14 protein-coding genes are annotated in these 14,273 nt (G+C 51.2%); 5 read left to right on the top strand and 9 right to left on the bottom strand.

From position 1 onward, the window contains the following. Nucleotides 1–59: 59 nt before the first annotated feature. Nucleotides 60–1,823, top strand: coding sequence for an allantoate amidohydrolase (locus tag HAV38_RS02140; RefSeq protein ID WP_168051927.1), 1,764 nt, complete (start codon nucleotides 60–62; stop codon nucleotides 1,821–1,823). Nucleotides 1,824–1,896: 73 nt separating this feature from the next. Further along, nucleotides 1,897–3,258, top strand: coding sequence for an 8-oxoguanine deaminase (locus HAV38_RS02135; protein WP_168052030.1), 1,362 nt, complete (start codon nucleotides 1,897–1,899; stop codon nucleotides 3,256–3,258). Between the two features lie 101 nt (nucleotides 3,259–3,359). Here HAV38_RS02135 and HAV38_RS02130 read toward each other — a convergent pair whose 3' ends face one another. The 8 genes from HAV38_RS02130 to HAV38_RS02095 form a co-directional block, all read right to left on the bottom strand. Continuing rightward, the gene (locus HAV38_RS02130; RefSeq protein ID WP_209216587.1) at nucleotides 3,360–3,734 is read right to left on the bottom strand and encodes a hypothetical protein; all 375 of its coding nucleotides are present in this window, start codon (nucleotides 3,732–3,734) and stop codon (nucleotides 3,360–3,362) included. Between the two features lie 43 nt (nucleotides 3,735–3,777). Further along, nucleotides 3,778–4,110 carry a c-type cytochrome gene (locus HAV38_RS02125; RefSeq protein ID WP_168051923.1) on the bottom strand — a complete coding sequence of 111 codons (333 nt, stop codon included), beginning with the start codon at nucleotides 4,108–4,110 and terminating at the stop codon, nucleotides 3,778–3,780. Then, entirely contained in the window at nucleotides 4,097–5,335 is a 1,239-nt protein-coding gene (locus HAV38_RS02120) for a PQQ-dependent sugar dehydrogenase (RefSeq protein WP_209216591.1), read from the bottom strand. Before HAV38_RS02120 ends, HAV38_RS02125 begins: the two co-directional genes overlap by 14 nt. Nucleotides 5,336–5,625: 290 nt before the next feature. Next, a complete protein-coding gene (locus HAV38_RS02115; RefSeq protein WP_168051919.1) occupies nucleotides 5,626–6,048 on the bottom strand; it encodes a ribbon-helix-helix domain-containing protein in 423 nt (140 codons plus the stop codon). 98 nt (nucleotides 6,049–6,146) lie between these two features. Further along, nucleotides 6,147–6,533 (bottom strand): c-type cytochrome, encoded by a 387-nt coding sequence (locus HAV38_RS02110; protein ID WP_168051917.1) that lies wholly within the window; start codon nucleotides 6,531–6,533, stop codon nucleotides 6,147–6,149. Beyond that, on the bottom strand, nucleotides 6,533–8,107 hold the full coding sequence (locus HAV38_RS02105; RefSeq protein WP_209216585.1) for a GMC family oxidoreductase: 1,575 nt from the start codon (nucleotides 8,105–8,107) through the stop codon (nucleotides 6,533–6,535). Before HAV38_RS02105 ends, HAV38_RS02110 begins: the two co-directional genes overlap by 1 nt. 47 nt (nucleotides 8,108–8,154) lie before the next feature. Continuing rightward, nucleotides 8,155–8,691, bottom strand: coding sequence for a gluconate 2-dehydrogenase subunit 3 family protein (locus tag HAV38_RS02100; RefSeq protein ID WP_168051913.1), 537 nt, complete (start codon nucleotides 8,689–8,691; stop codon nucleotides 8,155–8,157). A gap of 61 nt (nucleotides 8,692–8,752) precedes the next feature. Beyond that, entirely contained in the window at nucleotides 8,753–9,148 is a 396-nt protein-coding gene (locus HAV38_RS02095; protein WP_168051911.1) for a VOC family protein, read from the bottom strand. 461 nt (nucleotides 9,149–9,609) lie between these two features. Here HAV38_RS02095 and HAV38_RS02090 point away from each other — a divergent pair, with 461 nt between their 5' ends. Further along, a complete protein-coding gene (locus tag HAV38_RS02090; RefSeq protein ID WP_221313808.1) occupies nucleotides 9,610–10,134 on the top strand; it encodes a DUF2127 domain-containing protein in 525 nt (174 codons plus the stop codon). Nucleotides 10,135–10,221: 87 nt separating this feature from the next. Here HAV38_RS02090 and glpT read toward each other — a convergent pair whose 3' ends face one another. Continuing rightward, nucleotides 10,222–11,574, bottom strand: coding sequence for a glycerol-3-phosphate transporter (gene glpT, locus HAV38_RS02085; RefSeq protein ID WP_168051909.1), 1,353 nt, complete (start codon nucleotides 11,572–11,574; stop codon nucleotides 10,222–10,224). Nucleotides 11,575–11,729: 155 nt separating this feature from the next. Between glpT and HAV38_RS02080 the strand changes: the two genes are divergently transcribed. Both HAV38_RS02080 and HAV38_RS02075 read left to right on the top strand, forming a co-directional pair. After that, on the top strand, nucleotides 11,730–12,059 hold the full coding sequence (locus tag HAV38_RS02080; protein ID WP_168051907.1) for a hypothetical protein: 330 nt from the start codon (nucleotides 11,730–11,732) through the stop codon (nucleotides 12,057–12,059). A gap of 117 nt (nucleotides 12,060–12,176) precedes the next feature. Further along, the gene (locus HAV38_RS02075) at nucleotides 12,177–14,267 is read left to right on the top strand and encodes a 3-hydroxyacyl-CoA dehydrogenase NAD-binding domain-containing protein (RefSeq protein WP_168051905.1); all 2,091 of its coding nucleotides are present in this window, start codon (nucleotides 12,177–12,179) and stop codon (nucleotides 14,265–14,267) included. The last annotated feature ends 6 nt before the right edge of the window (nucleotides 14,268–14,273 follow it).

Raw genomic sequence — 14,273 nt, 5'->3', positions numbered from 1 at the left:
GTCCCACCCGTCACAAAAAACTTTAAGGAGTACGCGGGTGGGACCCGCCGATACAATACATGACCACCACCTTGGAACAACTCAACGGCTGCGACGCCAACGCCTTTGTATCAACCCTGCAAGGCATCTATGAGCACTCGCCATGGATACCTGAGCGCACCGCTGCGCAACGGCCTTTTCTCAACATTACCGCGCTCAAACTGGCGCTGGAAAATACCGTACGCAACGCCACCAATGACGAACAGCTTGGCCTGATCCGCGCACATCCCGAGCTGGCTGGCAAGGCCGCTATCTCAGGACAGTTGACAGCAGAGTCCACCGGTGAGCAAGCCAAAGCGGGACTCAATAATTGCACCCCGGAAGAGTTCGCTACGCTGCAAAGGTTAAACGCCGCTTACAACACCAAATTTACGTTTCCCTTTATTCTCGCCGTCAAAGGTGCCGATGGTCAGGGCTTATCGCGCGAGGCAATCATTGCAGCCTTTAGTCGCCGCCTGAAAAATCAGTTGAGCGATGAACAGGCAGAAGCACTGCGTCAAATCGGACGTATCGCCGAAATGCGCCTCAACGACTTGCTCGGTTACACGCCGCAACTGGGTGAAACCATCATGCGCTGGGCGCAAGTAATCGGTGCGTGGAGCGATGACGAGAGCGGCCTTACGTGCGCATACATGACCGATGCCCACCGCCGCACTGCCGCGCAACTCGCCGCGTGGATGCGCGAGGCTGGCATGCTGGCCGAAATCGATGCCGTCGGCAATGTAGTCGGTCGCTATTTGTCCGATAAACCAGATGCTAAAACCCTCATCACTGGCTCGCATTACGACACCGTCCGCAATGGTGGCAAGTATGACGGGCGTGAAGGCATCCTGTTGCCCATCGCGATCATTAAGCACCTGCATGAGCGCGGCGAAAAACTGCCATTTCACTTTGAAGTAATTGGCTTTTCAGAAGAGGAAGGCGTACGCTTTAAAAGCACTTTCCTTGGCAGTAACGCCGTCATCGGGCAGTTCGACATGGCCTTACTGGACAATATCGACCGCGATGGCATCAGCATGCGCGATGCGTTAAAAAGCGCCGGTCATGACGCGGCCCTGATCCCGTCTCTGGCGCGTAATCCTGATGACTTATTAGGCTACGTCGAAGTCCACATCGAACAAGGCCCGGTATTGCTGCAACGCGACCTGCCCGTCGGCATAGTCACCTCTATCGCTGGCAGTTGCCGCTACATGGTGCAGTTAAAAGGTGTCGCCAGTCATTCCGGTACCACCCCCATGACGATGCGCAAAGATGCCGCCACCGCTGCCGCTGAGATCGTGCTATATGTTGAGCAACGCTGCGCACAAGATCAACAGGCATCGCTGGTCGGTACCGTCGGGCAATTGCAGGTACCAAACGGTTCGACTAATGTTATTCCCGGTGCATGCATATTTTCACTGGATATCCGCGCTGCGGACGATGCCATCCGCGATGCCGCGGTCAACGATGTGCTGCGGTTTATCGAGACCACCTGCCAACGTCGCAATATAGAAAGCGCGGTCGAAAAAATGGTTTCCGCACCGGCCGTGCCATGCGCGCCGTGGTTAATGGAACAACTAACCGCAGCGACCGAACGTGCAGGCGTGCGCGCCTTCAAACTGGCATCTGGCGCAGGTCACGATGCCATGGCTATGGCCAAGGCGACCGATGTAGCCATGTTATTTACCCGTTGCGGCAATGGCGGAATTAGCCATAATCCATTGGAAACAATGACCGCCGACGACGCTGAAGTATCCGCGCAAATCTTGCTGGATTTCCTGCGCAACTTTACGCCAAAGTCCTGAACCAGAGTCCGGTGTGGTGCCAGTGCCGATGTCAATCAATGACACTGACGTCGTACCTTTTATTTCAATTACCATGACCACAACTTTATTGATAAAAAATGCCCGTGTTTTAGTCACCATGGATGACCAGCGCCGCGAGATCAACGACGGTGCTGTCTTTATTCGCGATAATGTCATCGAACAAGTAGGCAATAGCGGCGATCTGCCGCAAAGCGCGGATGAGGTCATTGATGCCACCGATCATGTCGTGATCCCGGGTCTGGTCAATACCCATCATCACATGTACCAAAGCCTGACGCGCGTCATCCCGGCGGCGCAAAATGGCGAATTATTTAACTGGCTCACCAATCTGTATCCGATCTGGGCCAATCTGACGCCAGAAATGGTGCAGGTCTCCACGCTCACGGCGATGGCGGAATTGCTCCTTTCGGGCTGCACCACCAGTAGCGATCATTTGTATATTTATCCCAACGGCTGCAAGCTCGACGACAGCATCGAAGCGGCCAGTCAGATCGGCATGCGCTTTCATGCGGCGCGCGGCGCGATGAGCGTCGGTCAATCCAAAGGCGGTCTGCCGCCCGACTGCGTGGTTGAAGATGAAAACGCCATTTTGAACGACACGCAACGCTTGATCGAGACCTATCACGATCATCGACGCCATGCGATGCAACGCATTGTCGTCGCGCCCTGCTCGCCCTTCTCGGTGTCACGCGATCTGATGCGCGAGTCGGCGGTGCTGGCGCGTCATCATGGCGTCTCGCTCCATACCCATTTGGCAGAAAACGCCAACGACATCGCTTATAGCCGTGAAAAATTCAACATGGCGCCAGCGGAGTATGCGGAAGATTCCGGCTGGGTCGGACCTGATGTCTGGCATGCCCATTGCGTGCAGCTTGATGACAACGGAATTTATATGTTTGCCCGTACCGGCACCGGCGTAGCGCATTGTCCGTGCTCCAATATGCGGCTTGCATCCGGCATTGCACCCATTCGTAAGATGATCGATGCTGGGGTTTCAGTTGGCCTCGGCGTGGATGGTTCTGCATCCAATGACGGCGCGCACATGCTGGGCGAAACACGTCAGGCAATGTTGCTGCAACGGGTAGGTTTTGGTCCGGACGCCATGACTGCCCGACAGGCACTGGAAATAGCGACTCTCGGCGGCGCCAAAGTTCTCAATCGTGACGATATCGGTGCGCTCAAACCCGGTATGTCAGCCGACCTTGTGATATTTAACCTCAATCAAGTTAGCTATGCTGGTGCGTTGCATGATCCGGTCGCCGCCCTCGTATTCTGTACGCCGTCAAATGTCGCTTACAGCGTGGTTAACGGGCGGGTGGTTGTGCGTCAGGGCCAATTGACTACGGTTGACTTGGGCAATGTATTGGAACGGCATAACAAGCTGGCGCATAATTTGGCTGAGGCGGCACGCTAGGTTGATACAGGCGTAAAAATGGCGGTCGCTAGACGACCGCCATTCAACTACTCAATACAATCTACACTATACTCACTACGGAAAAACTGTAAGGCTAACGGTTAAACGTTATCCAAACAATCCATATAGAATTCAAATGCCGCATCATCGGGCGACATCTGGCGGAACTGACGAAATAATAAAACAGCCATTTCTCTGATCGGCTTTTCGTCTGAGGCATCGCCTACGTGCGCGGCAACGTTCGCGTTCGCGTTCACCTTCGCGCCCGCCTTGCGCACAATGGCAATCGCCTCTTCCAACGATTTTCCCTGATCCCGCTCCGCGGCAATTGCATGCGCTTGCGCGCCGGTTTGCCTACAAGCCACATCCTTGATATCAGCAGCGGTGGCACCGGTGAACGTACACATAAATAATACTAAAAGGCAGCAACGCCCCAATTGGCGTGCCGCTGCCTTGTTAAGATAGAACTGATTCATGCGCCGATACACACACACTTTCCGTTACGTATTGAGCGTGACCTCACGGGGTTTTGACAGTGATCGCAATGCCGCTGAAATAAGCCGCCAATTGATCAATTTCTGCATCCGACAGATTCTTAGCCATCAACGACATCACTTCGTGCACCCTTGCGCCGGATCGATAAGCCTTGAGCGCTGACACGAGATACATCTCATTTTGACCCGCAAGGTTGGGCGCGTCCGGTGCTTTGGACAAACCGTCGCTGCCATGACAGGCGAAACATTGCCCGGCTTTCGCCGGGACGGCACGGATATCTGCTGCCAGCACCGCTGTGCTGGCAAAGAATCCTAGCAACGCAACGCTCGTCGCTAACAGTAACTTATTGCGCCGCATAGGACACGCGGTAAATAGCCCCGGCGTAATCATCCGACACCAGCAACGAGCCATCTGGTAACGTAGCAATATCAACCGGGCGACCCAAATACTCGTGATTTGATGTCAACCATCCATCAGCGAAGACCTCGGACTTACCGGCATTGCCATCCGCTTTTACCGCTGTAAACATCACGCGCGCGCCAACCGGCGTAGTGCGGTTCCATGAACCATGTTGCGCACTAAAAATACCGCCTTGATATTTTGCTGGAAACATCTTGCCGGAATAAAAGCTCATACCGAGATCGGCAGCATGCGCGGCCATTTCGACCTGTGGAAACACGACATCTTTAGGCACTGTGTCGGTTTTATATTCAGCAGTGCGAACGTTACCACCGCCGTACCATGGGAAGCCGAAGTTTTGGCCAATCTTGGTCGCACGATTGAGTTCACCCGGTGGGATATCATCACCCATGCCATCCACCTGGTTATCGGTAAACCAGAGTGTCTTATCCTTCGGACTGAAATCCATTCCAACTGAATTGCGCACACCGCGTGCATACACTTCACGGTTTTTACCATCCCGATCCATGCGAATAATACCCATCATGCCGCTCTTGTCGTATAGCGCAACCTTTTCCTTGGGCGGAACGTTAAACGGATTCCCCAGCGTAATGTAGAGTTTATTATCGGGTCCAATACGGCAAGTACGGGCGCCGTGGTTGTAACTTTCTTCTTCTACGGGAATCAACTGACCCTGCGGGACAACCTGACCCGCAGCGACATCTGGGCCTTCATAGAAAAACTCGGCGGCCGGATAGCTCATCACCCGGTTTTGCTCGACCACGTACAAAATGCCGTCTGGTGAAAAACAAACGCCATTTGGCACTTTTTGATTGACTGAAGGCGCGAAGATAGTCACTTCATCAGCGACCCGTGTTTTGGTACGATCGGTGACGGCCCAAACACGTGTCTTGCGCGTACCGACAAACACAACACCGGTAGAAGGGCCGACGGCCATGTGGCGTGCATCAGGGACGATCGCGTACAGCGCGATCTTAAAGCCCGGCGGTAGTTTGACACTTTTTAAATTGGCTCTTATCGCGTCGGCCTTGGAGCCTGTCTGCGCTATCGACTCCAGTTTTAAGGAAGCACCTGTAGTTTGTGCATTTTCCAGACGGGTTACTGCGTCGTCTGCCGCTGCGGCGCCCAACGAATAAGTTGCAGAAGCTACAGCCAACGTCATCAAGGTTACCGCTGTCCGATTTTTCAGTATCATAATGTCTCAGTCTCTCTATTTATTATAAAATTATAGTTGCTTATGATGCAATAATTCTTACCCAACGCCAAGTACTTTATTTTTTTATTTATAAAAATGCCTGCCAGTCAAAAAAATCGACCTTACATCGATCATAACGATGACGTATTTTGAGTAGAAAAGCGACCGCTTTCATTGCTATTGGCGACAACCAAGAATACATCATCAATGCTGCTAACCGATGCTGCCAACCGTTGAACCATTGTTATGTACGCGTCTCAAAGGTTATGCGCTCCGTCGGCACTGGCCCGTTTTGGTACCATTTGCAGAACGACCGCGTCCGCTTGACCCGCCTTGCGCCGGGCTTTAGGTTGATCGGTCAACGTACCACTATGCGCATCACGTCTGCCTAGTAACAATGACTCTTTGTCCTGTTGCAAAGCAACGCTCGAAAGATAGCGCATGCAACTCACCCTAAGAAAAGCGCAAAAGTTGCCGATTTTCCCTTGCTGCTGGATGACCTCGCCGTACAACTGACTGATCAGTTGATTGGTGGTCATATCATCTTTACGTGCAATGCGGGCCAAAATATCCCAACAAAGATTTTCAAGCCTGACACTCGTGACAACGCCATGAATCCGGATTGACCGGGTCCGTAATTCATACTGAATCGGATCCGCCTTCAGATAGATTTCGCACATGCTTGGTCTCCTTCTAATTATTGTCGTACTGTCGTTGTATGGTATTGCGCCGCTGCGGTGCCGATCGTGCAATATTTAAACGCAGTGATACTTTAATCCTAATGTAAGGTTTTAAGGTAAGCAATTATGGCGAGTCTCTTTTCTGCATCATCCTGCCGATACATCATCAGGGTATCTGGCACTACGTTCTGCGGATCTTCCAGCCAACTATTCAGCATTGCTTCAGTCCATACTTTGCCATCAAGTTGCTTTCTAAACGCTGCGGAGTAGGCCATCCCCGGCACCAGTCCTGCACCCCGGCCAAACACACCCCAGAGATTTGGACCCTGACGATTTGCGCTACCCTCTGCCGCAGAGTGGCAAGCGGCACATTGCGACTTAAATAGTTTCTCGCCCGACAAAGGCTCCGCGGCCACTGGCTGACCGCACAAGAAAATGGTCAGTGTCGCGACAAGTAAAAGGTGGTTGCTTGCGCGACACGTCATCACAGTTCCTTTCTAGCCATCGATTGGGAAATAAATTCAGCCTGACGAATTGCCAGCGCAACAATAGTTAAAGTCGGATTCTCCGACGCCCCACTGGTGAACTGACTGCCATCAGAAACGAAAAGATTCTTGATGTCGTGTGACTGCCCCCATTTATTGACAACGCCATCCTTGGCCTTGGCGCTCATCCGGTTGGTACCCAAGTTATGCGTAGACGGATACGGTGGCGTCAAGATGGTGCGTGAGGCACCAATCGATGTGTACAACGCAGCACCTTGCTGAAAGGCATGTTTGCGCATTGCCAGATCGTTCGCATGGTCGCTAAACTGAACGTTCGGGATCGGCAAGCCGAACTGATCCTTCTCAGTCGCGTGTAAAGTGACGCCGTTCGACTCTTGCGCTAAATCTTCTCCTATAACCCACATGCCAGCCATATTGTCGTACGCAGACATTGCAGAGGAAAAGTCACGACCCCATGCGCCCGGGTCCATAAACGCAGCCAAAAATGGCACGCCTAATGACACGGTTTCCATCTCGTAACCACCGGCAAAACCACGCTTGGTATCGTGCCGTGACTCATCCCGCACAATTCCTGCCATGGTGGTACCGCGGAACATATGCACTGGCTTATCAAAGACCCCGTACACGGAACCGGTCATATGGCGCATGTAATTTTTTCCGACCTGATGCGAAGAATTTGCCATGCCGTCAGGAAACATAGCCGACGCGGAATTAAGCAATAAACGCGGCGATTCGATCGAATTACCGGCTACACACACGATGCGCGCCTTTTGAAAGCTGCGGTTACCTTTGGCGTCGCTATACAACACGCCAGTCACCAGACCGGCTGCATTATGTTCAATTTTCAGCACCTGCGCATCGGAGCGAACCTCAAGGTGCCCGGTACGTTCGCCTTTAGGAATCTCGGTATACAGCGTCGACCATTTAGCGCCCGACTTGCAACCCTGAAAGCAAAATCCAATTTGCTGGCACGAACCGCGCCCATCGCGCGGTTGAGAGTTGATCGCCATATTACCGCTATGGAAATCCTTGTATCCCATCTTCTTGGCACCTGCCGCCAGCACCTTGTAATTGTTATTACCTGGCAAACGTGGAATATCGTTAGTGCCGGTAACACCCATTTTGAATTCGGCGCGCTCATAGTAAGGCGTGAGGTCTGCCAGCGTGATCGGCCAGTCGAGCAGATTAGCGTCTTTAATCGCGCCGTAAACTGTTCGCGTCTTGAATTCGTGCTCCTGAAAGCGTAACGACGCACCGGCCCAATGCACAGTAGAACCGCCCACTGCCTTGACTATCCAGGTTGGCAAATTGGGAAAATCCTTAGCGATGCGCCAGGTGCCGGATGTAGTGCGCTTGTCAAGCCATGAAATTTTGTCAAACATTGGCCATTCATCGTTTTCAAAGTCGCTGATTTCATGGCGTTTGCCCGCTTCCAGAATAACGACATTGATACCTTTTTGGGCCAGCTCGTTACCAAGCGTACCGCCGCCTGCACCGGAACCGACTATGACGACTACTTCTTCATTCAGATTAAATTTTGCGGCCACAACCATCTCCTCGTTATTTTTTTAAGAGTGCAGAAATTTATGTTCGACTTTTTCTAAACTAAATTCATCCAGTTCTGATCGTTGAAGCCCCGACTGATATAACCGCCGAATTCCGCAGAAGGGCCTTGATAGCCCAACTTGCCCCACACTACCGGCTGGTTATACAGGCTGACCACAAGGTCACCACGGACCTTGGCAAAAAAAGGGGTAGACGTCATCGCGGTCAGGATCACCAAACGGGATTTTTCATCCGGTATTTGCGCGTACGGTTTGCCGAACTGTTTCATCCCGGCTGCGTTTGCAGAGGCCACGCCGTTTATTAGCAACTTGCCCAAATCAGGGTTCTCTTTTATCTGGTCGCCATAAATAGCTACCGCCTTAGCGTACAACTCGTCATTGAAATCGTCGTGCGGAAAGATATCGCGCGCGATTTTTGTCAGAGTAGAGAAAGTCTCGCCTCCAAGCAATTCTTGTGCAGCTGCTTGATTGGATACGAACAAACTCGGAAAGCCGCCAGCGGCGCTAGCGATAGATCCTGCAGAGGCGATTTTAAGAAATTTGCGACGTTTCGGCTGATCAGGTATGTGCATGTTTGTCTCCTGTAATTTTATATGTGCCTACTGTAAGAGCAATATTTGGCAATCTAACACTCTAACGATAGTGGCCCCACTTTTCTAACACCTCGATTTTGTATCCGTCTGGATCAACGACGAAAAAAAACCGGGCGAGTAACGCATCATCTTGCTTGAATTCTTTAATCGCCGCTGGTGCATAACCTAACGTTACCAATTTTTCATGGAACGCCCCCAACTCTTCTGATACAAACGCATAATGCCCATAACCGTCGCCATGGGTGTAAGGTTCCTTACGGTCGTGATTGTGCGTCAATTCGAGTTCGAAATCGTTCTCCGGGTTGCGTAAATAAATTAACGTAAAGTCAGGAAAATCAAGTTGATGCGATACCTCGAATCCGAAACCATCGCGGTAAAACTTTTTGGAGCGCTCGGGTTCAAGGACCCGAATCATCGTATGGACAATTTTTGGCATCGCAGGATTGATAATTGTAGTAGAGGAACCTTATTATTCTCCTCCGCGCGACTGCTGGGGTAACACTACAATACTACTTTTGCATTCCGCGCGAACACCAAAAAATAATGCAAAATTGTTCTATGAGGCAAGACAAAACACTTAATTTAAAAAATGAAGTAGCACCATTTTGGCATTTTTAAAGTTGTGCGCTGCAACAGGAGAACTGGGCGGCGACTACCAGGTGGGCAAAAATTTAAGTGTTAGTCGGGCCATTAATGGCAACCATTTTTGGGAAGGAAAGCACAGGCAGAGGTAACTCCTCGGTTAACAATATTCCTTTTGGATAATCGAAGACCGGAGGATAAATTCGATGGATTCATCGAAAGCATAAAATAACGGTATTATTTCGACATCAACATAATGATATCTATAATTATGCTTATTACAGCCGACAACCTGAATCAGGATGAAGCCACTAATTGGAACCCACTATTCTCCCTACAACCCAATTTGACGCACGCACCGTCTCCGATTCTCCGAAGAAATTGCGGACACTGAGGGCGATAGCCACTTTTGAGGGAGTCAAAGGCATTGCTGCCGTTGCGGCTACTCTCGGCTTGCTCAGTCTTCTGCACCACGATATTCGCCATCTGGCACTGGCGTTGATGGGCCATTTTGGTTTCGACCCCGTCGCGCATTATCCCTCGATATTTCTGCATTACGCAGACGTGTTAAGTGACCAAAGCCGTCGCAATGTGGCACTGATTGGGTTGGCCTACGTTTCGCTGCGCTTTACGGAAAGTTACGGATTGTGGAATAACCGGTCGTGGGCGACATGGCTCGGCGCGGTGTCGGGCGCAATTTATGTCCCTATCGAAATTCGCCATCTTGCTTTACATCCGTCAATAACGAACGCTGCCGTGCTGGCTGGAAATATCTTTGTGGTGGCTTATTTGGTACTGCGGATTTGGCGCAAACGTCAAGCGAAACGCCACATACGCTGAAGTTGATTGGCTTCAGCGCATGTTCGTTTGCCTATTTAGATTGTCGTTTGACTTCACTATGACCGACGATCGCTGTGCGCTCTATTATTAATTTTGGATGTTTATCACATTAATTTTATGGGACCGCGCCCCATACCATGCCATCACAAAAAACAAGATTGACAAGACGCATGCGCCGAACAAAAGAATGAAACCGCCGTTCCAGCCCCAATGATCTACCGTTGCGCCTAATAATGCGCTAGCTGCTACGGAGCCGCCCAGATAGCCAAACAAGCCAGTAAAGCCCGCCGCCGTTCCGGCCGCCTTTTTTGGGGCCAGTTCTAGCGCGTACAGACCAATTAACATGACGGGGCCATAAATCAAGAAGCCAATGGCGGACAACGCCACCAGATCGATCACGGGATTGCCCGCAGGATTAAGCCAATACACTAACGTTGCAACAGTGACCAGCATCATGAAGACGATGCCGGTTAGCGCACGATTACCCCTAAAAATTTTGTCTGACATCCAGCCGCACAATAATGTGCCGGGGATGCCCGCCCATTCATACATGGAGTAGGCCCAGGATGAATCCGCGACGCTGAAATGCTTGACCTCGCGTAAATAAGTAGGTGCCCAATCCAGTACGCCATAGCGCAGCAAATAGACAAATACGTTGGCGAACGCGATGTACCATAAAAGCTTGTTGTTCAAGACGTAGCGCAGAAGAATTTCTTTGGTCGTCAGTTCTTCCTCATGCGACTTGTCATAACCTTCAGGGTAGTCGTTTTTGTATTCTTCCACCGCTGGAAGCCCGCATGATTGCGGCGTATCGCGCATCATGAAAAACGCAAAGACAGCGACACCAACCGCCACCGCTGCGGGCACATAGAATGCAGAGCGCCAGTCGTTAAACATGCCCATACCGAGAATAAATAGCGGTCCGATCATCCCGCCGCCAACGTTATGCGCGATGTTCCATACCGATACGACGCGGCCACGTTCTTTCTGCGACCACCAATGTACCATCGTGCGGCCAGATGGCGGCCATCCCATACCCTGCACCCAACCATTAATAAATAACAGGCTGAACATGATCGTCACGCTGGAAGTAGCCCAATGGCTAAAGCCCATCAGGAACATGACAGCCGCCGACACGAGAAGGCCGAACGGGAGGAAAAATCGTGGATTCGAGCGGTCCGAGACCATACCCATTAAAAATTTAGACAGGCCATACGCGATCGCTACACCTGACATCGCCAGGCCAAGCTCAGCTCTGGAGTAACCTTGCTCGATCAACGCTGGCATTGCCAGAGAGAAATTCTTGCGGACTAAATAGTATCCGGCGTAACCAACAAAAATCCCGATAAAAATCTGCCAGCGAAGGCGGCGATAAGTAGGGTCGATTTTTTCTTTTGATAACCGTGGTTGATGTAACGCAGGGCGAAAAATATTTAACATTAGGTTATGGTCTCCGATACGGTGAACGTTTGCGCCATTATCTGGCCGTGGAAGTAGAACGCGATGCCATTCACGCGGCAACGCCCGCTCACTTGTATAGCGCTACGCGTCTGAAGTTGTTAATGAATTAAGCTGAAGGACAAGTTCGAGAGACAATGCTCACAGAAAACAATTTCCCAATGGAAATATACCACCGTATCGGTATAAAAATGGATAATAATGTTCGTTTCCGAACATTATTCTTCATGAAAATAGGGGAACGCAAAATTAGAAGGAGTCCTTCAGGAATGAATCAACAACTTAGCAGCGATGCTGGACTAACATTGGGGACATTGCGGAATACGATAGGTAAAAAGACTTTTTCTATAACACTAAGAACTGCCGCAAAACAGGCGGCAGGATATTTGTCGAGTTGCCGTGGTCCCGGCTATTGGTTGTACGACCCCAACGGCAATTTCATCACCCCAATTGTCGGTTTGTATTAGTCGTTTGTATTAGTCGTTTGTATTAGTCGTTTCTATCAGTCGTTTGTATCCATCGTCTATCTCGCCAATCGCCTTAACGCACATTAAATACCCCAACACCCATAAAAAGGAAGAGACATGACCGCAGAATATCAACGCCACGGCACCGTAGCGCTCATTACCTTGAATAACCCGCCGGTCAATGGCATGGGTCTGGTGACACGCACAGCGCTGGTCGATGGCATCAATAAGGCGCTCAACGATGACGCCGTCACAGCGATCGTTATCATCGGCGCGGGAAAAGCTTTTTCCGGCGGTGCGGATATAAAAGAATTCAATTCCCCCAAAGCGCTAGCGGAGCCGTCGTTACACACGGTGATCCTCACCGTTGAATCCGCGAGCAAACCCGTGATCGCCGCTATCCATACGATCTGCATGGGTGGAGGTCTGGAGTTGTCGCTAGCCTGTCATTATCGGGTCGCGACGCCGACTGCCCAAATCGCTCTTCCAGAAGTCAAACTGGGGCTGTTACCCGGCGCAGGCGGCACCCAGCGCTTGCCGCGCGCCGTGGGACTTGAATTAGCCGTAAAAATGATCGTTACCGGAAATCCGATAGCAGCGGAAAAGCTTTCCGCCACCGCTCTTTTTGATGCGATCATTCATCACACGACAGAGGATGAATGGCTTAAGCACGTCCTCGCTTTTGCCAATAAGGTGACCGCTCTGCGACCGCTTCCTAAAATACGTAATATGAAAGTCGATTACCCTGACTATAAAGCATTCTTGCAGTCCGCCCGCCTGTCGGTAAAAGCGTCCTCGGAACATTTCCCTGCACCGCTAAAATGTATCGATGCGATTGAGGCTGCGATCACCAAAGAATTTGAGGAGGGACTGCAATACGAGAGAGACCTATTTATGGCGCTGTTAGAAACAACTACTTCCAAAGCCATGCGCCATGCATTTTTTGGTGAGCGTGCCGCCAGTAAAATCGCAGGTCTTTCTGCAGCTACGCCACAGCGCCATATAGCATCGGTGGCGGTAATCGGCGCGGGCACGATGGGCGGTGGTATCGCGATGAATTTTGCCAATGCGGGCATTGCGGTCACGATAGTGGAGACGTCAACCGCAGCACTGGAAAAAGGACTTTCGATTATACGTAAAAACTACGAGAACACATTAAAAAAAGGCAAGCTAACGCAAGACCAATGCGATCAACGTATTGCGTTAATTAGCGGTGCGCTGGAGTTTGCAGCGATCAGCCAGGCCGACCTTGTGATTGAAGCGGTATTCGAAGAGTTGGCGGTAAAAAAGGCGGTCTTCAAATCGCTCGATGCAGTCATGAAGCCTGGCGCGATACTGGCCTCCAACACATCCACCCTCAACCTCGATGAGATCGCAGCCGCCATTAATCGACCGCGAGATGTCATCGGGATGCATTTTTTTAGCCCTGCCAATGTGATGCAGTTACTCGAAGTCGTGCGTGGCAAAAAAACCGCGGACGATGTACTTGCAACCATCATGGCGTTGGCCAAAAAAATACGCAAGACCGCTGTGGTGGCAGGCGTTTGTGACGGTTTTATCGGCAACCGCATGATTGAGCAACTGATTCGCCAGGCTGGCTTTTTGCTGGATGAAGGTTGCCTGCCGCAGCAAGTCGATAAGGCGATGGAACAGTTTGGTTGGGCGATGGGGCCGTTCCGCATGAGCGATCTTGCGGGGAATGACATCGGCTGGACTATCCGCAAGCGGCGTGCCATTAAAGCGCCCGATATGACGTATTCGAAGACCGCGGATTTACTGTGTGAAATGGGCCGTTTCGGACAAAAAACCGGGGCTGGATGGTACGACTATAAAACCGGTGATCGCACGGCGTATCCCGCCGCGGTGGTCGATAATCTGATCGTCAAACACTCGGCGAATATCGGCATCGTACGCCGCCCTGTAGATGATCTGGAAATCGTCGAACGGTTGGTGTTCGCCCTGATTAATGAGGCTGCGCAGATCCTTGATGAAGGCATCGCTCAAAAGGCCTCGGACGTTGACATAGTGTATCTGACCGGTTACGGATTTCCGTTATTCCGCGGCGGTCCTTTGTTTTATGCCGATACGACAGGTTTATCAAACGTGGCCGCAGCGATCGAAAAATATGCGCGAGGTCTGCATGGCGAGGCCTGGAAGGTCGCGCCATTACTCCTCCGGTTAGCCGCGCAGAACAAGACCTTTAATTAAATTTTA

This window comes from Glaciimonas immobilis, assembly GCF_011947285.1.
Lineage (GTDB): Bacteria > Pseudomonadota > Gammaproteobacteria > Burkholderiales > Burkholderiaceae_D > Glaciimonas > Glaciimonas immobilis.
The sequence above is the reverse complement of the archived record's forward strand: the minus strand, read 5'-3'. Positions and strand labels throughout refer to the sequence as shown.